Here is a 23921-nt window from a genome sequence, read left to right on the forward strand (position 1 = left end):
AATCACGACATCCTGTGTCGTATATTTCGGTAGAGTTCTGGTATGCGCGCAGACCGGTTGGTCTCGCTGGTGCTGCTGCTGCGGCGGCACGGTCGGCTGTCCGCGACCACGCTGGCCCGCGAGCTGGAGGTGTCCACCCGCACCGTGCTGCGCGACGTCGAGGCGCTGTCCGCGGCCGGCGTCCCGGTCTACGCCGAACGCGGCCGGCACGGCGGTTTCGCGTTGTTGCCCGGTTTCCGGACCGAGCTCACCGGCCTCACCCCCGACGAGGCCCTCGCCCTGCTGATCGCCGGATCGCGGCGCGGCGCGCAGGCATTCGGCCTCGGCTCGGCGCTCGCTTCGGCGATGCTCAAGGTGGTCGACGCGCTGCCCGAAAGCCATCGGGACGCCGCGGCCGGCGCGGCCGAGCGGTTGCTCGTCGAACCGGAGACCGACCTCCTCTCACGTCGGCTGGTCGCCGAGGAGGTGCCTGACGCCGTAGTGGCCGAGGTCCGGCGCGCGGTGCTCGCCGGACACAGGCTGCGCATCCACTACGCGGCCGTGGACCAGACCCCGAAGTGGCGCACGGTGGACCCGATCGGCCTGGTCACCGTACGCGACCGGGGCTACCTGCTGGCCACGAGGTCCGGCGCGGACCGCACCTACCGGCTGTCCCGGATCTTGGCCGCCAAGGAGCTCGCCGAACCCGCACAGCGACCAGAGCGGGTCGATCTGGACCGGGCCTGGCAGGAACGCAGCACGCGGTTCCGCACCGGCGGCGACCAGGTCGCCGTGCTGGTACGGGTGGACCCGGCGCGGCGGGAGGACCTGGTGGGCACCGCGCTGACCGTCCGCTCCGAGGAAGCCGACGCAGACGGCCGGCTGCGGCTGGAGGTGACCTTCCAGGATTCACGACACGCCGAATGGGCGCTGTGGCAGCTCAGCACGAACGCGGAAGCCCTGGCCCCGCAGTGGTTGCGCGACTCCCTGCGCGACCGCGCCGTCGCGATCGCCACCCGCTACGGAGTGTCATCCTGAGAATCGTCGCCTTCCACGGGCCGAAGGGAAGGCGTCGGGAACGGCGATGACGTTCGCGGCGACGTTCATCCGGTGTCGTCATCTCCGGGCCCTCCGGGTCGAGCGCGAGCCGGCGGTCAGGGCTTCGCGTTGCACGGGGCTCAGCCGGTCCGGCCTCGGGGTGACGGCGTACGCGCCGCGCCCGGGCCGCTCCACGGTGAGGGGGTCGGACAGGATCGGACGACGGCCGATCGCGTCGAGGGCACCGGCCGCCCGCTCGACGGGCCAGTCCAGTGCCGTGGCGAGGTCGTCCGTGGTGAGCGGCCGGGCGGCGTGCACGAGCGCGGCGATCACCGTCAGCGCGTCGGCCACGGCGGCGTCGGTGAGGCCGTCGCCGTCCATGTGGCCGCTGATGCGGGCGAAGAACCGGCCCATCTCGCGCAGCCGGGCCCCGACGGGAGTGTCGGAGCCGAAGATGTGCGTTCCGCGCCGCGCGGCCACCGCGACCTCGGCGTGCGCCCCGGCGTCGGCCCTCCAGGCGCGGCCCCAGACGTCGTCGTCGATCGCGTATCGCTCGCGGCGCCCGCCCGGATCCTGGCCGCGTCCGACCACTTCGATCGATTCGAGGTAGCCGATGGCCTTGGACACCGAAGCCGGGCTGACCTGTAACCGGCGTACGAGGTCGGCGGAGGTCAGGCTCCCGGAGTCGGAGGTGAGCAGGCAGACGAACACCCGGCACGGCATCCGGGGCAGACCGGTCCCGGCCAGCAGGGTGGCGAACTCCTCCGCGAAGCGGCGTACCTCCTCACTCTGCCGCTCATCGGGCGCGGTGGCCCTGACCGCCCGGTGCCGGCGGGCGCGCCGCTCGGCGGCCCGCTGGGCGCGGTCCGCCAGATAGCCCGCGGGCCCGCCGTTGCGCGCGACTTCGCGGGTCACCGTGGACGTGGGCCTGCCGAGCCGCCTGCCCATCTCGGAGTAGCCCAGCCCGTCGGCCAGCCAGGTCGCGATCTTCCGGCGATCCTCATGGGTCAGCCTGCCTCCGGGCATCGGCCCGCCTCCCTTTCGAGGTGCGTTCACCAACAGTACATTGCAACGGACGAACAGCGGAATTGCATTCACCGACAATACCGTTGCAACGATCCGCCGTTAAATCGCTGATTTCATGCGCTTTTCGTTGACGGCATATGAAACGCAACATAGCCTTTCCCCACCTGGAAAGGACATGCCGATGTCAGACCTGACGCGCGCACGGGCGCGGGTCTCCGAACTTCTCGCCGAATACCGGATCCCGAGCGCCGCGATCGGGATCCTCCGAGACGGGGAGATCACCGACTTCGCCGTCGGCGTCAAGAACGCGGCGACGCGCGAGCCCGCGACGCCCGACACCATCTACCAGTGCGGTTCCATGACCAAGACCTGGACCGCCCTCGCCTTCATGCAACTCGTCGACGAGGGAAAAGCCGACCTGGACCAACCGGTGCGGACCCATCTCCCCGAGTTCGAGGTCGCCGATCCCGAGGTCGGCGCCCATGTCACGCCCCGCCATCTCCTGAACCACACGCACGGCATCGAGGAGGCCTACGGCCGGCCCGGCGAAGGCGACGATGTGAACGAGCGCATGGTCGCGAACATCGCCGGCGCGCCTCAGGTGCATCCCCTGGGCCACACCCACGGCTACAGCGCGGCCCTGGGTTACGCCATTCTCGCCCGCGTCATGGAGGTGATCGATGGCCGACGGTGGGACGACATCATGCGCGATCGCCTCTTCGTCCCGCTGGGACTGACCAGCACGTCCACCTGGCACGACCAGGTGGACCCGCACCGCGCCGCGACGGGGCACCTGGTCCGCTCCCTCGACGAGGGGCCGATCGTCGCACCGCTGAGCCATTTGCCGCGTTCCTTCGGCGCCGGTGGCAACATCAGCTCGACGGCGCGGGAGGTGCTCACGATGGCGCACGTCTTCCTCGACGGCGGCAAAGCGCCGAACGGCACCAGAATCGTCTCGACCGAGGCTGTTCGCGAGATGACCGAATCACGCGTCCCCGTGCCCGATCCGTATCTGTTCGGGCCCGAGTGGGCCCTCGGTCTCATCGTGTGCGACTGGCACGGCCAGACCGTCTACGCGCACGACGGCAGCACCGTCGGCCAGAGCGCCCGCCTGCGGATCCTGCCGGATTCGGGCCTCGCCCTCGTGCTGCTGGCCAATGCCGGGCCGCGGGACGGCTTCTACAAGAAGGTGTTCGACGAAATCCTCTCCGACCTCGGGGCGCCCACGATCCCGGACCTGCCGCAACCCGATCCGAGTCTGGTCCTCGACCCGTCCAGGTACGAAGGCGTCTACGAGCGGCCGGGCTCCCGTTACACGGTGTCGGCCGAGGACGGAGATCTCCGCCTCACCTTCGCCGCGAATCCCCTGGAGGCACAACTCACCGGTAAGCCGGAACGCGTCACGTACGAGCTGCTTCCGATCAGCGAGACGCACTTCCTGATGCCTTCAGCCGGCCCACTCGAAGACCCCCAGACCGTCGCCATCTACGACTTCCACGACGGCGTCGCGCAATACCTCCACACCAATTGCCGAGTGAATCCGAGGGCAAAGGAAAAGAACACCGGAATGCACGTCATGACGATTTCCACGATTTCCGACAACGGCGGGTTCTGGGACGCGCTGAAGGCGGCGTACGGGCAACTGCCGAAGGGCGCCGGCTGGCCCCTGGCGGTGGCCAGCGACGACGGGACCAAAGCGGTGAACATCATCGTCCACGACTCAGTCGACAGCGTCAGAACGTTCTTCGAGAGGCACGCCGGCCCCTTCGCCACGACGGAATACTTCGAAGCCGACGCGGCCAACGCGGTAGGCCTCCCGAAGTAGCCGCTCCTCGAACTCGATGGGTGACCAGCGGAAAGGCAGGGTCAATGTCCAGCGCGCAGTTGTACGACACCATCGGAGCCACCTACACCGTGACACGGCGCACCGAACCACGCATCGCCGCGCGGATCTGGGCCGCGCTCGGCGATGCCCGGACCGTCTTGCCGGCCGGCCTTCGGTGACCGAGCAGGCCCGCGCGATCGGAGCCCGGACGGAACCGGTGCTCATCCCATGGGACTGCGCTGACGGCTTCTTCGAGGCACACTGGCGCCGGCCCGAGGCATACCTGGACGAGGATGTCCGTCGCGGGGTGTCGGTCTGGGCCAGAGTCGGGCCGGACGCCGAACAGCGCGCGGTGCGCGGCCTCCGGGATGACCTCGCCTCCGGCCGGTGGGCCGAACGCAACCGAGACCTCGCATCTCGACGCGGCGGAGCTCGGCCTTCGCCTGCTGATCGCCTGAACCCGCGCCGCCCGCACCTGCGGAGCCACTGGCTCCGCCTCATGGACTTCGGCGAGTTCGCCGAGAGCGCCGACGCGGACGGCGTCTTCCGCGGGTTCCGGAGCTGAACCTCTGGGCCGCCGAGGCGGAAAGGGGGATCCGGCCTCCTGATGACTCTCGCAGGGCGCTTCGAGACCCGCATCACGACGGTGTTGAGCAGGTGGGATCGGGCGCCGATGAGAAATGGCGCCGACAGTCGTCTAAGTAGACGTCCGGTGAAAACGCGCTGCGCGCATCAAGGGAGAGCAACGAGATGAGACCACTTCGATACTCGATCAACGTCACGCTCGACGGCTGCTGCCATCACGAGGCAGGGCTCCCCCCGGACGAGGAGTCGATGCGTTACTGGACCGCTGAGATGGAGCGAGCCGATGCCCTGCTATTCGGCCGGGTGACCTACGAGATGATGGAGTCGGCGTGGCGGAAGCCGGCCACGGACACGTGGCCTGACTGGATGGATGAGTGGCAGATCCCGTTCGCCGAGACCATCGACCGGGCGAAGAAGTACGTCGTGTCGAGCACGCTGAGCGCGGTCGATTGGAATGCCGAGCTGGTGCGAGGCGACTTCGGGCAAGCGGTTCAGCGGCTCAAGCAGGAGTCAGGCGAGGGCCTGTGGGTGGGTGGCGTGACGCTCCCCCTGGCGTTGGCAGATCTGGGACTGATCGACGAGTACGAGTTCCTTGTGCAGCCGGTCCTTGCCGGACACGGGCCGACGTTGCTCGCCGGTCTGCGCGAGCGCATCCAGCTCGAGCCCGTGGACCGCCGTGAGTTCCGGTCGGGGGCGGTCGCCCTGCGATACCGGCCCACGCGAGTTACGGCTTGACGTGATTCATCCTGGCACGTTGGCCGCTCCCTCGGGTCGCCGGTCGCGCGGGGACGGTCACGCCAGCGGGGGCAACACGCAGAACTCGTTGCCATCGGGATCGGCCATCACCACATGGCTGACCCCGCGCCGGCCGATGTCGACCCGGGAAGCTCCGAGGGAGACGAGACGGTCGACCTCCGCCTGCTGATCACCGTGCGCAGGCGGAGCGAGGTCGAAGTGCAGTCTGTTCTTCCCCGTCTTCGGCATCACCGGCGGGCCGCCCCAGGTGATCTTCGGGCCGCCGTGCGGCGAGCGGATCGCGGTCTCCTGGTCCTGGTCCCAGACCAGCGGCCAGCCCAGCGCTTCGCTCCAGAAATAGCCGACCTCCTGCGAACCGTCGCAGGCGAGCGCTCCGACGAATCCGCAGTCGGCCAGGAACTCGTTGTCCGGCCCGATGACGCAGAACTCATCGCCCTCAGGGTCGGCGAGCACCACGTGATCCTCCTCGGGGCGTTGCCCGACGTCGATGTGCCGCGCGCCGAGCCGAAGTGCCCTGGCCACCGTCTGCCGCTGGTCGTCGAGGGACGTGCTCGTCAGATCGAAGTGCATCTGGTTCGGGCCGATCTTCTTCTCCTGGCTCGGCAGACATCGGATCCGGAACCCGGTGTCGTCGCTCGGCAGGAGCGCGATGCCGTCGCGGGGGTCGTCGGCCATCTCCCAGCCCAGGACTCCGGCCCAGAAGCGCGCGAGAGCGAGCGGGTCGTTGGCGTCGAAGCAGAGCGCGACGAGCTGGGACGTCATCGTGGGTCTCCGATCTGCGGACTCACAGGCGCGGACAGGGCACGTCGTCCTGACGCGTGGCGCAAGCAACGCTAGCCCGATCGAGGACCGCGACGCCAACGGGTTTCCGCCGCGCCGGCCGGTGCCGCACGCCGTACTGCGGGGCGTGCCGCGAGTACGGCGGCGCAGGCGGCGAGGGCCAGGCAGGCGGCGATCACTCCCAGGATGAGCGGCCACGGCACCACGAGGGGGACGTCCGCGCGCATGGCGGTGGCGAAAGCGCGTCGCATGCCCAGCAGCGCGGGCAACGCCACCACCAGCCCCAGCCCGCCGCCGAGCAGCACCACGAGCACCGACTCGGCCGCCACGGTCGCGAGCACCTGCCGGACCGTGGCGCCGGACAGGCGCAGCACCGCGAGGTCGCGAACGCGCCCGGCCGCCGACATCGCCATCGTGTTCACGATCGCCACGCCCGCGTAGGCCGTGGACACCACGACGAGGAGCACGGTGGCGATCCACACCAGCCGATCCTCCTCCGCGTCCGCCTCCGCCGCGTAGGTGGGGACGTCCATCACGCGCGCCCCCGGGCCGGGCGGGCCGGCGGCGCCCGCGACGTACGCCTCCTCGGCGAGGGCCACCGGGTCGTGCCTCCTGAGCAGTTCCCGGGAGAGCAGCACGTCGGCGTCCGCCTCCCGGACCACCCCGGCCACCGTCGGCGTCGCCGACGTGCCGTCCTCGAACGACACCGGCAACGTCGAGCCCGGCCGCAGCCCCCGGTCCTCGGCCAGCCACTGCGCCACGAGCACCCGGTCCTCGCTCCGCAGCGCGTCGAGCGAGCCGGACACCATCTGGACGTCCCCCGCCCGCTCCAGCAGTTCGGGGGTGGCGCCGATGGCGCTCAGGACGCCGCCGTCCGGCTCGAACAGGCCACTGAACAGGGACGACTCCGCACCTGCCGCCGACGCCGCGGCGTCCGTCAGCCCCGGCGTGCCGTCCGGCACGATCACCGCGTCCGCCCGGATCGTGGTGGCGCGCACCTCCGCGAACGCCGCGGCGGTCGTCTGCACCATCCCCGTGATCAGTACCGCGCACCCCACCGTGATCAGCACCGGCGTGGCCGTCGCCGCGGTACGGCGGACCGCGGTCAGCGCGTTCTCCCGGACGAGCATCCCGGTCGCGCCGCGGCCCCGGGCGAGCGGCCACGACACCAGCCGCGCCACCGGCGGCACGACCGCGGGCGACAGCAGCGCCAGCCCGGCGATCACCCCCATCGCCGCGACCAGCCCCGACACCACGAACGCGTCCGAGCCGTCCGAACGGCCCGCGCCGGCCGCGGCCGCCAGACCCAGCGCGCAGCACGCCACCCCGGCGATCCACCGCCCGCGCGGCATCGGACGGTCGTCCACCTCGGCCTCGCGCAGCGCCTCCAGCGGGCGCACCCGCGCGGCCCGCCGGGACGCCGACCACACACCCGCCAGCGTGACGACCACCCCCACCGCGAACGAGCCCGCGAGCGGCAGCGGCGACCACCGCACCGCGAAGCCCGGCGGCTGGAACCCCACCGTGACGAGCAGGTCCCCCAGCACGGGACCCAGCAACGCGCCGGCCGCCACCCCTCCCGCCGTCGCGGTGACACCGACCGCCAGCGCCTCGCCGTACACCATCCGCCGCACCTGGCGCGGCGTCGCGCCGACGGCGCGCAGCAGGCCGAACTCGCGGCGCCGCTGCGCCACCCCCACCGCGAACGTCGAACCCACCACCAGGACCGACACGAACGCCGACAGCGCGGCCATGGCGGTGAGCACCTGCAGGCCGATCCAGCGGGTCCGCTCGTCCTCCCGCGTCTCCAGGGCGCCGCGCCCCTCCCCGGTGAGCACCACGCCGCCCGCCACCGCCCGCGCGGCCGCGGCGACCGCGGCGACATCCGCCCCCGGCTCGGTGACCAGGCCGATCGCGCGCACCCCCGCCGAGAGGCGGGCCGCCTCCGCGTCGTTCAGATACACCCCCGGCCCGTCCACCGTGCCGGACACCGGGTACGTCACCGGCCCGTGCACGGTCAGCACGGACACCCGCTCCCCCGGCGCGAGACCCAGTGACCGGTCCAGCGCCACCTCGCCCTCCCGCGGCGCGGCGCCCGCCGTCAGCGGGTACGGCGCCAGCATCGCCGCCGACCACGCGTACCCACGGTCACCCGCCACCGGCCTGCCCCCGATGACCGGCTGCGCGTAGAACGTCCGATCCGGTACGGCCTGCGCCACCCCGGGGATCGCGTCCAGCCGTTCCCGCAGCGACGCCACCGTCTCCGGCGACCACGGGCGGTCCGGGGCGAAGTCGCCGTCGCCACGCTCGGCCATCGGCACCGAGACGAACACGGGCGTCCCCGCCAGCCGCTCGGGCACCCTCGCCCCCGCCGAGGCCAGAGCCAGGACGCTCATCGACACCATCGCCATGCCGAGGAACAGCACGACGAACCCCCCGGCGAAGGAGGGCCACCGCTCTCGCAACGTCGCGAAGGTCAGCACGGCGCGGCCTCCAGGACGGCCATCCGGGCGGCGACGATCTCGGCGGTGACCGTACCGGTGAGCTCGTCCACCACGCGCCCGTCGGCGAGGAAGAGCACCCGGTCGGCGTAGGAGGCCGTCACCGGGTCGTGCGTCACCATGATCATCGTCTGTCCGCGGTCGTCGACCAGCCCGCGCAGCATGCCGAGGATCTGGCGCGACACCCTGGTGTCGAGCTGGCCGGTCGGCTCGTCGGCGAACACCACCGCGGGCCTGGTGATCAGCGCCCGCGCGATGGCGACGCGCTGCTGCTCGCCGCCGGACAGGCCGCTCGGCCGGTGCCCCGCCCGGTCCGCGAGGCCGACCTCCGCCAGCGCCGCCCGGACCAGGCCGGACGGGGCGGCGCGGCCCGCCAGGCGCAGCGGCAGCGCCACGTTCTGCTCGGCGGTGAGCGCGGACACCAGGTTGAACGCCTGGAAGACGAACCCCACCCGCTCGCGGCGCAGCAGGGTCAGGCCGTTCTCGCTCAGCGAGCCGAGGTCGGTGCCGTCGATGGCGACCGTGCCGCCGGTCGGCCGGTCCAGGCCCGCCGCGCAGTGCAGCAGGGTCGACTTGCCCGACCCCGACGGACCCATGATCGCCGTCAGGGTGCCCGCGTGGAAGCTCGCCGTCACCCCGTCGAGGGCCCTCACCGTGTGGGCGGCCGTGCCGTACAGCCGGCGCACCGCCCGCAGCCGCACGGTCTCCTCGCGGTCCACCTGCCCCGGGTCCCCGCCGGGCGCTGCCGGGTGCGCGCCGTCTCGGCCGCCTGTGGTCTCTGCCGGATTCATGTGGTCCAGCAAAGCCGCCTGTGCCGTGCCGGCGCATTGGCGCTGAGGCGAGAGACAGAGGTAGATCCAGCACTACCGTGCCCGCGCACCCGGATCGGTTAACGTCGAGGGGTGCTCGCCCCGACCGCCTTGGCAGCGGTGACCCGCAGGCCGTCGGCGTTCCTCCGCTCGTCGTGGCCCTGGCGGTCGCTGGCCTACCTGCTGTGCAGCGCGGTCCACGCGGTGGCCGCGTGCGTGATGATCTACGCGGCCTACGCTCTCGGCGTCGGAGTGGCGACCGTGGCCGCGCTGCTCGCTCTGACCGTGCTCACGGTGCCGGCCGCGGCGTTCGAGCGGTGGCGGCTCCGGTTGGTCGACCACGCGCCAGCGGCCGACCCGCACCTGAGGCCGCCGCGGCCGGGTCCGCGAGCCTGGCTCGCCACCCGCCTGCGCGAGCAGGCGACCTGGCGCGAGCTGGGGTTCACGGCCGTCGCGGCGTCGGTGATGTGGTGGATGGACCTGGGACTGGTCTCGTCGGCGATCTGGCTGCCGCTGCTGCTGATGTCGGGGCCGTTCCAGCCGAGCCTGAACCCACTGGAGGGCCTGCCGCTGTTCGCCGCCGGGCTGCTGCTGTTCCCGCTGTTCGCCTACATGATGGCCGCCTGGGCGGGCACCCGCGCGTTGATCGCGCGGGCGCTCCTCGCGCCGGGCGACGCGGAGATCATCCGCTCCCGGGCCCGGCTGGTCGACGCGTTCGAGGCCGAACGCCGCCGGATCGAGCGCGACCTGCACGACGGCGCCCAGCAGCGGCTGGTGGCCCTCAGCATGAAGCTCGGCCTGGCCCGGCTCGACCTGCCGCCGGGGTCGCCCGCCGAGACGCAGGTCGCCGACGCGCACGAGGAGGCCAAACGCGCCCTGGCCGAGCTGCGCGAGCTGATCCGGGGCGTCCATCCCCAGGTGCTCACCGACCGGGGGCTCGGCGCGGCCGTGCGCGACGTGGCGGGCCGGTCTCCCGTCCCCGTCGACGTCGACGTCTCGCTGCCCGGCCGGCTGCCGCCCCCGATCGAGGTGGCCGCCTACTACGTCGTGTCGGAGGCGATGACGAACATCGCCAGGCACAGCCGGGCGCGGCGCGGCTTCGTGCGCGCCCGGCTCCACGACGGCGCGCTGGTGCTGGAGGTCGGCGACGACGGGGTGGGCGGCGCCGACCCGGCGGCCGGGTCCGGGCTGGCCGGGCTCGCCGACCGCGTCGCCGTGACGGACGGCGTGATGACCCTGTCCAGCCCGCCAGGCGGGCCGACGTCGCTGCGTGTGGAGATCCCGTGTCCCCTCTCCGGATAGCCCTCGCCGAGGACGGTGTGCTGCTCCGCGAGGGGCTTGCCGGGCTCCTCGACCGGTTCGGCCACGAGGTCGTCGCCTCGGTCGGCGACGGCGAGGCACTGATCGCCGCCGTGACCGAGCACGAACCCGACATCGTCGTCGCCGACGTGCGCATGCCGCCCGGCTTCGCCGACGAGGGACTGCGCGCCGCGCTCGCACTGCGCGCCTCCCACCCGGGGCTCGCCGTACTGGTGCTCAGCCAGTACGTCGAGCAGACCTACGCGGCCGAGCTGCTCGACTCCGACGACGGTGCGGGGATCGGCTACCTGCTGAAGGACCGGATCGGCGAGGTGCGGGAGTTCGTGGACGCGGTGGAGCGGGTCGCCCAGGGGCACACGGTCGTCGACCCGGAGGTGGTGCGGCAACTGCTCAGCCGCCGCCGCGGACCGCTGTCGCGGCTGACCCCGCGCGAGCGGGAGGTCCTCGGCCTGGTCGCGGAGGGCCGCTCCAACTCAGCCATCGCCCGCGTGCTGGTGGTCACCGAGGCGGCGGTGGCCAAGCACATCGCCGGCATCCTCGCCAAACTCGACCTGCCCCCCGCCGGGGACGACCACCGCCGCGTCCTCGCCGTCCTCGCCTACCTCCGAGGTTGACCGGGCAGAGCTCAGCCGACGGCGGCGCCGAACCACTTGGGCAGCAGGCCGGCCAGCTCCCGTTGGTCCTCACCGACCCACGCCACGTGGCCGTCCGGCCGCAGCAGCACCGCGGGCACGTCCAGTTCCTCGCCGCCGTCGACGACATCGACAACGTGGTCGACCCGATCCGCCCAGCCCGCCACCGAGAGCCGGCCGGTCTGGTCGAGCAGCAGCCCGCGGCCGTTGTGCATCAGCTCGTACAGGCGCCCCCGCTTCAGCCCCACGTCGCGCATCCGCCGGCCGAGCAGCTCGTGCCCCCCGCCGAAGTCGTAGCGGATCCCGATCGCGATGATCTTCTCGATCAGGTGGCGGTTCACGTCCTCGAACTCCATCAGCTCCGACAGCAGCCGGCGCACCGCCTGGGGACCCGGCTCGGTGGACACCAGCTCCATCTGCGCGCGGGTGTTGTCCAGCACGTCGGCGGCCACCGGGTGCCGTTCGGCGTGGTAGCTGTCCAGCAGCCCCTCCGGCGCCCAGCCGCCGACCTCGGCGGCCAGTTTCCAGCCGAGGTTGAACGCGTCCTGGATGCCGAGGTTGAGCCCCTGCCCGCCGAGCGGCGGGTGGATGTGCGCCGCGTCACCGGCCAGCAGCACCCGGCCGCTCCGGTAGCGCTCGGCCAGCCGGGTGGCGTCGCCGAAGCGGGACAGCCAGCGCGGTGAGTGCACGCCGAAGTCGGTGCCGGCGAACACCCGCAGCTGCCGCTTGAACTCCTCGAGGGTCGGCGGGACCGAGCGGTCCTCAGCCACCCCCTCGGCGGGCACGACGACGCGGTACACGCCGTCGCCGACGGGCCCGGCGCCGAACCTCAGCTGGGTCTTGCGGACCTCGGCCATCACGGCGGCCACCGTCTCCGGCGGCACGGCCACCTCCATCTCGCCCAGCAGCGTGTCGGCCCTGGACGGCTCGCCGGGAAAACCGATGCCGAGCAGTCTCCGCACCGTGCTGCGGCCGCCGTCGCAACCGGCGAGGTAGCGCGAGCGCAGCCGCGTGCCGTCGGCCAGCTCGACGCTCACCCCGTCCTCGTCCTGGCTCAGCCCGACCAGCTCACAGCCGCGCCGGATCTCGGCGCCGACCTCGGCGGCGCGCTCGGCCAGCAGGCGATCGGTGGTGGGCTGCGGGATGCCGAGGACGTAGGGATGGGTGGTGTCCAGCCGGGCGGGTGAGGGCTTGGTGATGCCGGCGAAGAAACCGCCGACCGGATACCGCTGGCCGTGCGCGAGGAACCGCTCCAGCAGGCCGCGCTGGTCCATCACCTCGATGCTACGCACGTGCAGGCCGAGCGCGCGGACGTACCCGATGGGCTCCGTCTCCTTCTCCAGCACGAGCACGCGCACGCCGTGCAGCCGCAACTCGGCGGCCAGCATCAAGCCGGTCGGTCCGCCACCGGCGACGATCACGTCAATCATGAATCCCCTATTCGACAAGGTCGTTTTCCGGCCGGCCGCTCCGCGCGCACCCGCACCTCGGCGCCGGGTCCCGCGATCGCGCCCCGGGCCCCACGGGCGGTTCCACGTCCGCGAGCCCGCACGCCGGCACCAGGACACGTGCGTTCGCGGCCCCTGATTTCGCAGGTGCCGGCCTCGGCCGACGATTCTGCAGCACGCCCCGGGTCTTGCCGCAAGCCCCCCGGTGCGCTATACGTTGAAAGTGGCAGGGAGGCGAATGACCTCCTTGCTTTTTCCTTTTGTCGTCCGTGGTGGACTTGTCGTCCGTGGTGGACTTGTCGTCCGTGGTGGACGGACCCCGCTCGCGCTACCCGAGCCCCACGCCGTCGGCCGCGGCGGCATAGCGGCGGGCCAGGTGCGCGAAGGCGTCCCTGAGCTCGGCCGGGCCGACGACCTCGATGGTGGCGTCGAACCTGCCGATGGCGGCGGCCAGGCCGAGCCAGGACCACGAGCCGAGGACGAGCCGGCAGCGGTCCGGGCCGAGCTCCTCGACGACTCCGTCGCGGACGTACGGGGACACGGCGGCGGCGGGCAGGCCCAGGATCACCTCGCCGCGGCACGGCCAGTCGCCGGATCCGTCGCCAGTGCCGGTGCCGGTGCCCCGGAACCTGGCGGCCACGAAGGCGGCCACGTCGCCTCCGGGCAGCTCACGCGGGGCGAAGCGGGGCCCGGTAGGGACGCGCGGAGTGATCCGGTCGGCGCGGAAGGTGCGCCAGTCGTCGCGGTCGAGGTCCCAGGCGACGAGGTACCAGCGCCCGCCCCAGGTGACGAGGTGGTGGGGCTGCACCCGGCGCGGCGGCTGGACGCCCACGACACCGTGGTCGTCGTCCGGCGCGGCGGTGTAGTCGAAGCGCAGCACCTCGCGGGCGTGCACGGCGGCGCTGAGCGCCATGAGCACCTCGCCGCCGACCTGCGGGGCCGGTCGGAGCGCGGGCCACTCGACGGCGGTGACCTGGAGGGTGTCGATCCGGTGGCGCAGCCGGGCGGGCATCACCTGCCGCACGGTGTTGAGCGCGCGCACCGCGCCCTCCCCGATGCCGGCGCCGGCGGTGGCGGCGGTCCGCAGCGCGATGGCCAGGGCGACGGCCTGCTCGTCGTCGAACAGCAACGGGGGCAGTCGCGTGCCGGCTTCGAGCCGGTATCCGCCGTCGGGCCCCTTGAAGGTCACGATGGGATAGCCGAGCTCGCGCAGCCGGTCGACGTCGCGGCGCACGGTACGCGGGCTGATGTCCAGCCGCTCGGCCAGCAGCGCCCCCGGCCAGTCGCGGCGCGTCTGGAGCAGCGAGAGCAACGCCAGCAGTCGCGCTGAGGTCTTCGGCATGCATCCATGATGCCGTGAGAAGCGGCCACAACCTGACCTCTACCCCTGTGACTGTGGTCTCGCGCCGGACAACGGCGCCCAGAGACGACATTCGAAAAGTCAGGAGCCCGAAGATGGCCGTCAAGTCCGTCACCCATCTGAACTTCCGGGGCGACGCCCGCGCGGCGCTCGAGTTCTACCAGTCCGTGTTCGGCGGGCACCTCGCCGTCGTCACCTATAAGGACGCCGGGAACGTGCGGGACGCCGCCGGGGCGGACCAGGTGATGTGGGGTCAGGTGCTCGCCGACAACGGCTTCCACGTGATGGCCTACGACGTGCCGTCGGGCCTGCCGTGGAACCAGGGCGAGAACGCGTTCTTCCTCTCCGTCCGGGGCGAGACCACTCAGGAGATCACCGCGTACTGGGAGAGGCTCTCCGCCGGCGCCACCGTCCTGCAGCCGCTGGCGCCCGCGCAGTGGGCGCCGCTCTACGGGATGCTCAGGGACGGCTTCGGCGTCGTCTGGGTCCTGGACGTCGTCAGCGAATACTGAGCATCCTGCCCGGCGAGGGAGGCACGCACCCGGTGTGCCTCCCTCGCCACGCTCCCGAACGAGCGGTCCGGTGCCCGCCGCACCGGGCTGGGACAACGACGCGGGCCTGCCCGAGTCACACGCCTGGGACTCGCTGGAGATGCTGACCTGGGCCGCCGCGCACACCCGCCGGATCCGCGTGACCACCGCCATCCTGAACTCCATCTTCCACTCCCCCGTCATCCTGGCCCGCAGACTGGCCACGCTCGACCGGCTGTCCCAGGGACGGCTGGACGTCGGCATCGGCCAAGGCGGCGGCACCCGGCTGCCGCCGTTCCACATCCCCGAGGAATTCATCGCGGCGGGGGTGCCGGCCGGCCGCAGAGGCGCCGGATTCGTCGAGCACATCGCCGCGATGCGCGCCTGCTGGGCCCCCGACCCCGTCGAGTTCCACGGCGAGCACTACCAGATCCCGCCGTCCCTGATCGGCCCCAAGCCGTCGGGCACCATCCCCCTGCTCATCGGCGCGACGACCCGCCGCACCATCGAACGGGCGGCCCGCCTCGGCGACGGCTTCATCACCGTCGCCGTCGACTGGGACGAGACCCGCACCCAGGTCCGCTGGTACCGGCAGGCCGGCGGCGCCGGCACCGTCATGGTGAACACGATCCCGCCCCTCGGGGACGATCAGCTCTCCCCCGGCGCCTTCACCGAAGCCGCGCTGGGCGACCTCGACCGCGCCGCCGCACTCGGCGCCGACGAGATGCACATCGCGCTCCATCTCTCGCCCACCCGCCCGCAGCAGCAGGTCGAGCTGCTGGAAGCGCTCGCGGCCAAGCTCGGCCTGCCCGCGCCCTCGGCCACGCCGCAGGACCAGGCCCGCGCCTGACGTTCCGACGGCCCGGCCGGGCCACCGGCACCCCCGGGGACCCTGAGCCTGCATTCCGCACGTCCAGCCGGTGCACGGGAACCTACCAGTGGGAACGCAGGCGTATGAGGATGGGGGCATGACTTCGGAGATCACCCCCTTTCGCATCGATGTCCCGCAGGCGCAGCTCGACGACCTGCGCGGCCGGCTCGCCGCGACCCGCTGGCCGGACGAACTGCCCGGCGCCGGCTGGTCCTACGGCGTCCCGGTCGGCTACGCGCAGCAGCTGGCCGAATACTGGCGCACCGGATTCGACTGGCGCGCCGCCGAGGCGCGGCTGAACGCGTTCCCGCAGTTCACCACCCCCATCGACGGGCAGAACGTGCACTTCCTGCACGTCCGCTCACCCGAGCCGGACGCACTCCCGCTGATCATCACGCATGGCTGGCCCGGCTCGGTCGCGGAGTTCATGAAGGTCATCGGGCCGCTCACCGACCCGGCCGCGCACGGCGGCGAGCCGGCCGACGCCTTCCACGTCGTCGCCCCGTCGATCCCCGGATTCGGTTTCTCCGGGCCGACCACCGAACCCGGCTGGGACCTCAACCGGGTCGCCAGGGCGTGGGCCGAGCTGATGCGCCGCCTCGGCTACCACCGCTACGGCGCGCAGGGCGGCGACAGCGGCGCGGTCATCTCACCGATGCTCGGCCGGGCCGACACCGCGCATGTCGTGGGCGTCCACGTCAACGGCGCCCTCGGCTTCCCCACCGGCGACCCGGCCGAGTTCGAGGGGCTCACCGAGGCCGAGCTCGCCCGACTCGGCCAGTACCAGGATCAGGACCGCGCCGGCTACGCGATGATCCAGGCGACCCGGCCCCAGACCCTGGCGTTCGGCCTGCATGACTCGCCCGCCGCACAGCTGGCGTGGATCGCCGAGAAGTTCAAGGAGTGGACCGACCCGGCGCGCGACCTGCCCGAGGACGCGGTGGACGTCGACCAGCTGCTCACCGACATCAGCATCTACTGGTTCACCGGGACCGCCGCGTCCTCGGCCCGCCTGTACAAGGAGTCGCAGAGTTCATGGGGCGCCCCCGCCGAGTACTCGACGGTGCCGCACGGCGTCGCCGTCTTCCCCGGCGACCCGGGCGTCCGGCGGATCGCCGAACGCGGGCACAACGTCGCGCACTGGTCGGAATTCGACCGGGGCGGCCACTTCGCCGCCATGGAGACGCCCGAACTGCTGGTCGAGGACATCCGGGCCTTCTTCCGCGCGGTGCGGTGAGGCCCCGGAGGTCTCCCCGGGGACTGACCGGCCGGCGTCGAAGAGGTTCACGGTCCCGGCCACGACTCCGGCCTCGGCGTCATCGCGCGGCTTCTCATGAACGCGTATCGGGCCCTGTGGCGATACAGGGACGTGCGTACATGGATGAGCTGGATCGCCGTCGTACCGTTCGCCGGGTGGGCGCTGGTGCGGCTGAGCGGGTTCGAGCCGGACTGGCCGTGGGTGCCGGTGGTGGCCTACACGCCCTACGCGGCGGCCGGGTCGTTGGCCGGCACGGCCCTGGCGTGGGCGCTGAGACGCCCGGCGGCGGCGGTGGTGGGGATCGCGGCCGTGGTGGCGATGGGACTCGCCGTCGCGCCCCGGGCCTTGGCCGACGGCAATCCGGCCGCGCACGGGCCGGTGATGCGGGTGCTGGCGGCCAACCTGATGGTGGGCCAGGCCGACACGGCCCAGCTGATGACCCTGGTCGGCCAGGTACGGCCGGACGTGCTGACGTTGCAGGAGCTCACACCCGAGGCGATGCGGCGGCTGGAGGCGGCGGGCCTGCGCGCAACGTTGCCGCACGCCGTCACACGGCCGCTGCCGGGCGTCGGCGGGTCCGCCGTGTACGCGCGGCATCCGCTGACGGCCGGAGAGACGATCAAGCTGGGCGCGTTCGGGCAGGCCAGGGCGTGGCTCGCGCACCCCGGCGGGGCCCGCGTGGAGATCGTCTCCGTGCACCCGTGCGCGCCCAAGCGCATCGGCCGGCAACCGTGCTGGCAGGGCGGCCTCGACGCGCTGCCGCGCGGCGGCGGCGCGTTGCGGCTGCTGGCGGGCGACTTCAACGCCACGCTCGACCACCTGCCGATGCGTGAGCTGCTGGCGTCCGGCTATCGGGACGCGGCCGACGTCATGGGGCACGGGTTCACGGCGACCTGGCCGCAGGCGCTGGGCCGGACGTTTCGGCTGCCCGGCGTGGCGATCGACCACGTGCTGGCGGACTCGCGGATGGCGGTGCGGGACTTCCGCGTGCTGGACCTGCGGCACACCGATCACCGGCCGGTGTTCGCCGAGGTCAGACTCCCGTGAGAGGGGACCGCGACAGTCCATCCGCGCGGTCCGTGCTCAGTGAGCGGTCCAGCCGCCGTCGACCGACATGATGGCGCCGGTGATGCAGGAGGCGGCGAGGCCCTCGCCGGCCTCCGCGACCGCTTCCGCCTGGCCCTCCCCTGCTGACGCACCCCGTGCCGTACGGCCGAAAACCGTTTGCCACCCGTCGCGGGCTCCGGAAACGTGGTGCCCATGATCTCCTGACGGACGGCACCCCCACGCCGAGATCCATCGGCGCCCGAGCGCGCCCTGATGCCGCCAGCCCCCCACCCTGTTCAGCGAAGAGAGCGTCCTTGTCCCAGCGACACCCCCACCAGCAGTCCTCCCCGCCGCCGACCTCGGCCACGGGGCCGGCCACCGTCACCGTGTTCGCCTCCCCCGCGAGCTGGATCGAGTCCGAGGCCGTCGCGCAGTGCCACCAGGTGGCCGCCCTGGACGGCATGACGCACGTCGCCGCCATGCCCGACCTGCACCCCGGCAAGGGCGCCCCCATCGGCGCCGCCATGGCGTCGACCACGCTGTACCCGTTCCTGGTCGGATCCGACATCGGCTGCGGCATCGCCGTGTTCCCCATCAAGCTCAAGCGCGCCGACCCCGAGAAACTCGCCGCCCGCTTCCCCGACCTCGATCAGGCGCTGGACCCTGAGCGGGACGCCGACGACCCGGCGTGGGCCGTGCTGAAGGGCGACATTCCCGCCGGTCACGTCGACAGCCTCGGGACGGTCGGCCGGGGCAACCACTTCGTCGAACTGGCCCGGATCGGCACCGTCCTCGAGCCCGACCACGCGAGCCGTCTCGGACTCGCCGCCGGCGACCTGGTCCTCATCGTCCACAGCGGCTCCCGAGGGCTGGGCGAACGAATCCTGCGCGCGCACACCGAGGTCCACGGCGCGGGCCCCGCCCCTGATCCCGGCGCCTACCTGGCGATGCACGACGACGCCGTACGCTGGGGGTCGCTCAACCGGCGGCTGATGGCCGCCCGGGTCGCCCACGCGCTGGGGGCCGAGCCCACCGAGCCGATCGTCGACCAGTGCCACAACCTGGTCGAGCTCCGCGACGGGATCTACCTGCACCGCAAGGGCGCGGCGCCCGGCGACGGCCGCGACGTGCTCATCGCCGGCACCAGGGGCACCCCTTCCTACCTCGTGGCCGCGCACGCCGGGCCGGACGCCGGCCATTCCGTGGCGCACGGCGCCGGCCGCAAGATGTCACGCGCGGACGCCCTGCGCCGGGGCCGGGCCAAGCACACGGTCGAGGAACTGCGCCGCACACCGGTGGGGTCGCTGGTGGTGTGCGGCGACCGCCAGCTGCTCTTCGAAGAGGCGCCGACGGCCTACAAACGCATCGAGCAGGTGATCGCCGACCTCGTCGACCACGACCTGGCCACGCCGGTGGCCACCACCATCCCCCTGGTCACCTACAAGACCGCCGACCTCGGGTCCGCGCCCCGGAAGGGCCATCGCGACCTCCGCGACCAGCGCCGCAGGCGAGGCCGGCAGTGACCGTCGATTTGCTCCTGTCGGCCGGGCGCGGCCCGCAGGAGTGCGCCTGGGCGCTGGCCCAGCTGCTGCGCCGCCTCGAAGCCGACGCCGCCCGGCGACATCTGCGCACCAGCCGGGCCCAGACCGTTGCCGGTGACCGGCCCGGCACCTACCGGTCGGTCCTCGTCCGGATCACAGGAGCCGGCGCCGAGGCGTTCGCCGCCTCGTGGACCGGAACCCTGTGCTGGCAGGCCCCCAGCCCCTACCGCTCCAACACCGGACGGAAGAACTGGTACGTCATCGCCCAGCCGTGCCAGGTCGACACCCCCCGCACGACGTTCGCGGAGGCGGACGTCGACATCGTCGCCTGCCGCACCGGCGGCCCCGGCGGCCAGCACCGCAACAAGGCCAGCACCGCGGTACGTGCGACCCATCGGCCCTCCGGGATCGTCGTCGTGGTCGACACCGAACGACAGTTCAGCCTCAACCGCCGCATCGCCCTGCGGCTGCTGCGGCAGCGGATCGAGGACGGCGACCAGGCGGCGGAGCGCGCCGTCACCGCCTCCCGCCGGCGCATCCACGACGAGCTCGTACGCGGCGACCCCACCCGCGTCGAACGCCCGGACCAGCCGGAGCGGGACCCGGCCCCGCGGGAGCGGACCCGCCGGCCCCGACGACTCACCTGACGGGGTCCTCTCACGCGCTTCCGCGAGAGGAACCCGCTCCGGGACCCAGCAGGGGAAGCCCCGCCGGAGCACCCCGCCGGATCAGCCGGGTCAGGCCCTCGGTGTCGACGTGCCGCTCGACCAGGTCGCCGAGCGCGTCCAGCCGGGCCTCGCGGAGCGCGGCGAACGAGGTGCCCGGCGCCGGCGTGAAGGCCCGTCCGGCGCTCGCCGCCACCTCCACGAGAAACGCCCTGCGAAAGTCGTCGTTCTCCAGGGCGCCGTGCCAGGTCGTCCCCCACACGGCTCCCAGACGACAGCCGTCGAGAAAGGGCTCCGCCCCGTCGCCACCCGAGCCGCCCTCACCGGCCGGCCCGTGTCCGGGCCAGTCGACGGTCACGGACCCGTGGTGGATCTCGTAGCCGGCCACGCGGCAGCCGTACGCCTCCCCCACCGGACGCCCCAGCCGCTTGTCCGCCGCGAACTCCACGAACGCGGGCAACAACCCCAGCCCCTCCACCACGCCGGCGCCCGACTCGACGTCGTCCCTAATCGTCCTGGCCAGCATCTGGTAGCCGCCGCAGATGCCCAGCACCGGCCCGCCCCGAGCCGCCCGCTCCCGTACGGCCCGAGCCAGGCCCGCCGACCTGAGCCACGTCAGATCGGCGACCGTGGCCCGCGAGCCGGGGATGACCACCAGGTCGGCGTCGTCCAGCTCCGCGGCCGAGGTGACGAACCGCACGATCACCCCCGGCTCGGCCGCCAGCGCGTCCATGTCGGTGAAGTTCGAGATCCGCGGCAGCCTGACGACCGCGACCCGCAGGCTCGGCCCGCCCGCCGCCGGCACCTGCGCCGGGCGGCCGTCCAGCGCGAGCGAGTCCTCCACATCCATCCAGAGCCCATCGAGCCACGGCAACACGCCGTAGACCTCCCGGCCCGTCAGCGCGCGCAGCATGTCGAGCCCCGGTTCCAGCAGCTCACGCGCACCCCGGAACTTGTTCACCACGAAACCGGCGACGAGCGCCTGGTCGGCCGCGTCCAGCAGGGCGAGCGTGCCGTACATCGAGGCGAAGACACCGCCGCGGTCGATGTCGCCGACGACGATCACCGGCAGCCCGGCGGCCTGCGCCAGCCCCATGTTGGCGATGTCACCCGCGCGCAGGTTGATCTCCGCCGGGCTGCCCGCGCCCTCGCAGATCACCACGTCGTACTGTGATCGCAACCGCTCAAGCGCCTGCACCGCGACGGCACGCAAGCGGTCCCTGAGCGCGCCGTACTCCATGGCGTCCACGTCGGCCGCCGGACGGCCCATGACGACGACCTGGCTCCGCCGGTCACTGCCCGGTTTGAGAAGGATCGGGTTCATGTCGGCGGTCGGCCGCAGCCCGCAGGCCGCCGCCTGCACCGCCTGCGCGCGGCCGATCTCGGCGCCATCGGCCGTCACGAACGAGTTGAGCGACATGTTCTGCGCCTTGAACGGCGCCACCCGCACGCCCTGCCTGGCCAGCCACCTGCAGATGCCCGCCGTCACGACGCTCTTGCCCGCGTCCGACGTGGTCCCCGCGACCAGCAACGCCCCCCGCACCGATGTCCTCCCGCATCCCCAAAAGATGCCCACCCTACCGGGGGCAGGCAGGGCTCGGCCCTGCCGCCCTCGTCGCCCGCGTCAGGGCGACGTGGCACGATGGCGCGTATGGGCCTTGGGCGTCTGGAGGCGCGACGGTTGCGCGACATCGCCGTGATCCGCCGTGTCCGGGACCGGATCGATCGTGACTACGCCAAGCCGCTGAGCCTCGACACGCTGGCCCGTGCGGCGCACATGTCGGTCGGGCACCTGAGCCGGGAGTTCCGCCGCGTCTACGGCGAGTCCCCGTACTCCTATCTGATGACCCGGCGGATCGAACGGGCGATGACGCTGCTGCGCCGCGGAGACCTCAGCGTCACGGACGTGTGTTTCGCAGTGGGCTTCTCCTCGCTGGGCACGTTCAGCACGAGGTTCACCGAGCTGGTCGGCGTGCCGCCGAGCCTCTACCGGCGTGACCACTCCCAGGCCGCGGCGGGCATTCCGCCGTGTCTGAGCAAGCAGGTGACCAGACCGGTCAAGAATCGAGAAGCCCGCACCCGCCAGTCACGCCTACCGTGACGGGCGTGAACATCACCATCCATCACGCCTTCCTCCCGCACACCGACCCCGAGGCCGCTCTCGGCTTCTACCGCGACATGCTCGGCTTCGAGGTCCGGGCCGACAACGGCTACGAAGACATGCGGTGGATCACCGTCGGACCGGCCGGCCAGCCCGGCACCTCGATCGTGCTGCACCCGCCGGCGGCCGATCCGGGCGTCACCGACGCGGAGCGCCGCACCATCGTGGAACTCATCACCAAGGGCGCCTACACCGCCATCACGCTGGCCACCCACGACCTCGACGGACTTTTCGACCGCCTCCAGGCCGCGGGCGCCGAGGTCGTCCAGGAGCCCATCGACCAGGACTACGGCATCCGCGACTGCGCCTTTCGCGACCCCGCCGGCAACCTCGTCCGCATCACCGGCTCACCCGGCTGAGCCGGCCACTCCCACCGCCAGACCGACCGGCCCCCGACAGCACGAAGGAATCACCCGATGGCGCTCGCTCTCGACATCATCACGATCGGTGTACCGCAGGTGGAAGCCGCACGCGCCTTCTACACCTCCGCGTTCTCGGCCACGGCCACCGACGACGACCACACCGCCCGCCTGAACCTCCACGGCACCGGACGGCTCGCCCTGCGCCAGATCGGCGCACTCGCCGCCGACTCCGCCGCGAACCCGGCGACCTCGGGCTTCCGCGGCTACGTCCTGTCCTGCATCGTCAGCCGGCCCGCCGAGGTCAGGGCCCTCCTCCAGGCCGCCACCGCCAACGGCGCCACGGTCATCAAGCCCGCGAAGAAGGCGCTCTTCGGCGAGTTCGTCGCCGTCTACCAGGCGCCCGACGGAGCCGTCTGGAAGCTGGCCGCCGCCTCCAGCAAGGACACGGATCTCGCCCCCGACCCTCCCAAGCCGACCGAGACCGCGCTTTTCCTCGGCGTCGCCAAGCCGAAGACGTCCAAGGCGTTCTACGAGAAGCTGGGCATGAACGTCGACCGCGACTACGGCGACAAGTTCATCGACTTCACCATCGCCGACGGCGCGTGCCGGCTGGGCCTGCTGCCCCGCAAGGCCCTCGCCAAGGACGCCGGCGTCGACGAGCACGGCGACGGCTTCTCCGCGCTCGTCCTCACCCACACCGCCGCCACCTGCGACGACGTCGACGCTCTTCTCGCCGCCGCGGACTCCGCCGGCGGCCGGGTCACCGCCCCAGCGGCCCAGACCGGCCAGGGCGACTACGCCGGGCACTTCACCGACCCCGACGGCCACCACTGGCGCATCACCACACCCGCCTGAGCCGGCCCCCAGGGTGAGGGCCGGCGCGCGCGGCGCTGGAACGCCCGCCTCCCCGCCGCCGTCACAGCGCTAAGCAGGCCCACCTCCCATGGCGGCGGCGCCGGCCTTGATCGCCGCGCGGATGCGCACGTAGGTGCCACAGCGGCAGATGTTGCGCAGACCGTCGAGATCGGCGTCGGTGATCGTACGGCCTTCGGCGGCGGCCCGGCGCACCAGCGCCACCGCCGCCATGATCTGGCCGGGCTGACAGTAGCCGCACTGCGCGACATCATGGTCGAGCCAGGCCTGCTGCATCGGATGCAGATCCCTGCCGACCGTGGCCGGCAGCCCTTCGATGGTGGTGACCTCGTCGGCCGGCTGAAGATCTTCGACGGGGATCGCGCACGGGTTGACCGCTTTGCCGTTGAGATGGCTGGTGCACGCCTTGCAGACGTTGATGCCGCAGCCGTACTTCGGCCCCGTGATGCCGAGGATGTCGCGCAGGACCCACAGCAGCCGCACGTCGCCGGCGACATCGACGGTGACCTGCTCGCCGTTGACGCGGAAGGTGAACTCAGGCACTCGCAACTCCT

At 72.5% G+C, this 23921-nt stretch carries 23 protein-coding genes; 15 read left to right on the forward strand and 8 right to left on the reverse strand.

Annotation, left to right across the window (positions count from 1 at the left end; all coding sequences use genetic code 11):
• The first annotated feature begins 42 nt into the window (after positions 1-42).
• Positions 43-1017, forward strand: coding sequence for a helix-turn-helix transcriptional regulator (locus IEY82_RS19320; RefSeq protein WP_189125551.1), 975 nt, complete (start codon positions 43-45; stop codon positions 1015-1017).
• 78 nt (positions 1018-1095) lie between these two features.
• Here the strand turns inward: IEY82_RS19320 and IEY82_RS19325 are convergent, their stop codons facing one another.
• A complete protein-coding gene (locus tag IEY82_RS19325) occupies positions 1096-2043 on the reverse strand; it encodes a GbsR/MarR family transcriptional regulator (RefSeq protein WP_189125552.1) in 948 nt (315 codons plus the stop codon).
• A 115-nt stretch (positions 2044-2158) separates the two neighbouring features.
• Between IEY82_RS19325 and IEY82_RS19330 the strand changes: the two genes are divergently transcribed.
• The 3 genes from IEY82_RS19330 (at position 2159) to IEY82_RS19340 (ending at position 5188) form a co-directional block, all read left to right on the forward strand.
• Entirely contained in the window at positions 2159-3868 is a 1710-nt protein-coding gene (locus IEY82_RS19330; protein WP_225263354.1) for a serine hydrolase domain-containing protein, read from the forward strand.
• A 44-nt stretch (positions 3869-3912) separates the two neighbouring features.
• Complete coding sequence (locus tag IEY82_RS39925; protein ID WP_263648257.1) at positions 3913-4047, forward strand: hypothetical protein; 135 nt, start codon at positions 3913-3915, stop codon at positions 4045-4047.
• A gap of 571 nt (positions 4048-4618) precedes the next feature.
• Positions 4619-5188 carry a dihydrofolate reductase family protein gene (locus IEY82_RS19340; RefSeq protein ID WP_030925166.1) on the forward strand — a complete coding sequence of 190 codons (570 nt, stop codon included), beginning with the start codon at positions 4619-4621 and terminating at the stop codon, positions 5186-5188.
• A gap of 57 nt (positions 5189-5245) precedes the next feature.
• Here the strand turns inward: IEY82_RS19340 and IEY82_RS19345 are convergent, their stop codons facing one another.
• The 3 genes from IEY82_RS19345 to IEY82_RS19355 form a co-directional block, all read right to left on the reverse strand.
• Positions 5246-5971 carry a VOC family protein gene (locus IEY82_RS19345; protein WP_189125553.1) on the reverse strand — a complete coding sequence of 242 codons (726 nt, stop codon included), beginning with the start codon at positions 5969-5971 and terminating at the stop codon, positions 5246-5248.
• Between the two features lie 71 nt (positions 5972-6042).
• On the reverse strand, positions 6043-8472 hold the full coding sequence (locus IEY82_RS19350) for an ABC transporter permease (protein WP_225263356.1): 2430 nt from the start codon (positions 8470-8472) through the stop codon (positions 6043-6045).
• Positions 8466-9281 (reverse strand): ABC transporter ATP-binding protein, encoded by an 816-nt coding sequence (locus tag IEY82_RS19355; protein WP_189125554.1) that lies wholly within the window; start codon positions 9279-9281, stop codon positions 8466-8468. The genes IEY82_RS19350 and IEY82_RS19355 overlap by 7 nt, the downstream gene beginning before the upstream one ends.
• Positions 9282-9392: 111 nt before the next feature.
• Between IEY82_RS19355 and IEY82_RS19360 the strand changes: the two genes are divergently transcribed.
• Together IEY82_RS19360 and IEY82_RS19365 are read left to right on the forward strand one after the other, a co-directional pair.
• Entirely contained in the window at positions 9393-10601 is a 1209-nt protein-coding gene (locus IEY82_RS19360; protein ID WP_189125555.1) for a sensor histidine kinase, read from the forward strand.
• Entirely contained in the window at positions 10583-11233 is a 651-nt protein-coding gene (locus IEY82_RS19365) for a response regulator (protein ID WP_189125556.1), read from the forward strand. Before IEY82_RS19360 ends, IEY82_RS19365 begins: the two co-directional genes overlap by 19 nt.
• Positions 11234-11244: 11 nt before the next feature.
• Here IEY82_RS19365 and rox read toward each other — a convergent pair whose 3' ends face one another.
• Both rox and IEY82_RS19375 read right to left on the reverse strand, forming a co-directional pair.
• Positions 11245-12681: a rifampin monooxygenase gene (gene rox / locus IEY82_RS19370; protein ID WP_189125557.1), complete on the reverse strand. Its 1437-nt coding sequence runs from the start codon at positions 12679-12681 to the stop codon at positions 11245-11247.
• Between the two features lie 346 nt (positions 12682-13027).
• Positions 13028-14041, reverse strand: a complete 1014-nt coding sequence (locus tag IEY82_RS19375; protein ID WP_189125558.1) for a helix-turn-helix transcriptional regulator — start codon at positions 14039-14041, stop codon at positions 13028-13030.
• A gap of 113 nt (positions 14042-14154) precedes the next feature.
• Here IEY82_RS19375 and IEY82_RS19380 point away from each other — a divergent pair, with 113 nt between their 5' ends.
• From IEY82_RS19380 to prfH, 6 genes are all read left to right on the forward strand, one after another.
• On the forward strand, positions 14155-14571 hold the full coding sequence (locus IEY82_RS19380; protein WP_189125559.1) for a VOC family protein: 417 nt from the start codon (positions 14155-14157) through the stop codon (positions 14569-14571).
• 70 nt (positions 14572-14641) lie between these two features.
• The gene (locus IEY82_RS19385) at positions 14642-15439 is read left to right on the forward strand and encodes an LLM class flavin-dependent oxidoreductase (RefSeq protein ID WP_225263358.1); all 798 of its coding nucleotides are present in this window, start codon (positions 14642-14644) and stop codon (positions 15437-15439) included.
• Positions 15440-15557: 118 nt separating this feature from the next.
• The gene (locus IEY82_RS19390; RefSeq protein ID WP_189125561.1) at positions 15558-16697 is read left to right on the forward strand and encodes an epoxide hydrolase family protein; all 1140 of its coding nucleotides are present in this window, start codon (positions 15558-15560) and stop codon (positions 16695-16697) included.
• A gap of 144 nt (positions 16698-16841) precedes the next feature.
• Positions 16842-17765 (forward strand): endonuclease/exonuclease/phosphatase family protein, encoded by a 924-nt coding sequence (locus IEY82_RS19395; protein WP_189125562.1) that lies wholly within the window; start codon positions 16842-16844, stop codon positions 17763-17765.
• A 314-nt stretch (positions 17766-18079) separates the two neighbouring features.
• A complete protein-coding gene (locus tag IEY82_RS19400; RefSeq protein ID WP_189125563.1) occupies positions 18080-19288 on the forward strand; it encodes an RNA ligase RtcB family protein in 1209 nt (402 codons plus the stop codon).
• Positions 19285-19953: a peptide chain release factor H gene (gene prfH / locus IEY82_RS19405; protein WP_189125564.1), complete on the forward strand. Its 669-nt coding sequence runs from the start codon at positions 19285-19287 to the stop codon at positions 19951-19953. Before IEY82_RS19400 ends, prfH begins: the two co-directional genes overlap by 4 nt.
• A 10-nt stretch (positions 19954-19963) precedes the next feature.
• Here the strand turns inward: prfH and IEY82_RS19410 are convergent, their stop codons facing one another.
• The gene (locus IEY82_RS19410) at positions 19964-21514 is read right to left on the reverse strand and encodes a cobyric acid synthase (RefSeq protein WP_189125565.1); all 1551 of its coding nucleotides are present in this window, start codon (positions 21512-21514) and stop codon (positions 19964-19966) included.
• A gap of 108 nt (positions 21515-21622) precedes the next feature.
• Between IEY82_RS19410 and IEY82_RS19415 the strand changes: the two genes are divergently transcribed.
• Genes IEY82_RS19415 through IEY82_RS19425 form a run of 3 tightly spaced genes read left to right on the forward strand, consistent with a single transcriptional unit; the run spans position 21623 to position 23349 of the window.
• A complete protein-coding gene (locus IEY82_RS19415; protein ID WP_189125566.1) occupies positions 21623-22072 on the forward strand; it encodes a helix-turn-helix transcriptional regulator in 450 nt (149 codons plus the stop codon).
• Between the two features lie 5 nt (positions 22073-22077).
• A complete protein-coding gene (locus tag IEY82_RS19420; RefSeq protein ID WP_189125567.1) occupies positions 22078-22491 on the forward strand; it encodes a VOC family protein in 414 nt (137 codons plus the stop codon).
• A 57-nt stretch (positions 22492-22548) separates the two neighbouring features.
• Positions 22549-23349 (forward strand): VOC family protein, encoded by an 801-nt coding sequence (locus tag IEY82_RS19425; RefSeq protein ID WP_189125568.1) that lies wholly within the window; start codon positions 22549-22551, stop codon positions 23347-23349.
• A gap of 69 nt (positions 23350-23418) precedes the next feature.
• On the opposite strand, the gene IEY82_RS19430 is transcribed toward IEY82_RS19425, so the two are convergent.
• Entirely contained in the window at positions 23419-23910 is a 492-nt protein-coding gene (locus IEY82_RS19430; protein ID WP_189125569.1) for a (2Fe-2S)-binding protein, read from the reverse strand.
• Positions 23911-23921 lie beyond the last annotated feature (11 nt).

It is taken from the genome of Nonomuraea cavernae, assembly GCF_014646355.1.
Lineage (GTDB): Bacteria > Actinomycetota > Actinomycetes > Streptosporangiales > Streptosporangiaceae > Nonomuraea > Nonomuraea cavernae.

Excerpts from the sequence above, each read along its gene's own strand:
- IEY82_RS19345 (WP_189125553.1), bottom strand. The coding sequence starts at position 5,971 with ATGACGTCCCAGCTCGTCGCGCTCTGCTTCGACGCCAACGACCCGCTC.
- IEY82_RS19380 (WP_189125559.1), top strand. The coding sequence starts at position 14,155 with ATGGCCGTCAAGTCCGTCACCCATCTGAACTTCCGGGGCGACGCCCGC.
- rox (WP_189125557.1), bottom strand. The coding sequence starts at position 12,681 with ATGATTGACGTGATCGTCGCCGGTGGCGGACCGACCGGCTTGATGCTG.
- IEY82_RS19390 (WP_189125561.1), top strand. The coding sequence starts at position 15,558 with ATGACTTCGGAGATCACCCCCTTTCGCATCGATGTCCCGCAGGCGCAG.
- IEY82_RS19395 (WP_189125562.1), top strand. The coding sequence starts at position 16,842 with ATGAGCTGGATCGCCGTCGTACCGTTCGCCGGGTGGGCGCTGGTGCGG.
- IEY82_RS19320 (WP_189125551.1), top strand. The coding sequence starts at position 43 with ATGCGCGCAGACCGGTTGGTCTCGCTGGTGCTGCTGCTGCGGCGGCAC.
- IEY82_RS19325 (WP_189125552.1), bottom strand. The coding sequence starts at position 2,043 with ATGCCCGGAGGCAGGCTGACCCATGAGGATCGCCGGAAGATCGCGACC.
- IEY82_RS19415 (WP_189125566.1), top strand. The coding sequence starts at position 21,623 with ATGGGCCTTGGGCGTCTGGAGGCGCGACGGTTGCGCGACATCGCCGTG.
- IEY82_RS19330 (WP_225263354.1), top strand. The coding sequence starts at position 2,159 with ATGCGCTTTTCGTTGACGGCATATGAAACGCAACATAGCCTTTCCCCA.
- IEY82_RS19425 (WP_189125568.1), top strand. The coding sequence starts at position 22,549 with ATGGCGCTCGCTCTCGACATCATCACGATCGGTGTACCGCAGGTGGAA.
- IEY82_RS19355 (WP_189125554.1), bottom strand. The coding sequence starts at position 9,281 with ATGAATCCGGCAGAGACCACAGGCGGCCGAGACGGCGCGCACCCGGCA.
- IEY82_RS19375 (WP_189125558.1), bottom strand. The coding sequence starts at position 14,041 with ATGCCGAAGACCTCAGCGCGACTGCTGGCGTTGCTCTCGCTGCTCCAG.
- IEY82_RS39925 (WP_263648257.1), top strand. The coding sequence starts at position 3,913 with ATGTCCAGCGCGCAGTTGTACGACACCATCGGAGCCACCTACACCGTG.
- IEY82_RS19340 (WP_030925166.1), top strand. The coding sequence starts at position 4,619 with ATGAGACCACTTCGATACTCGATCAACGTCACGCTCGACGGCTGCTGC.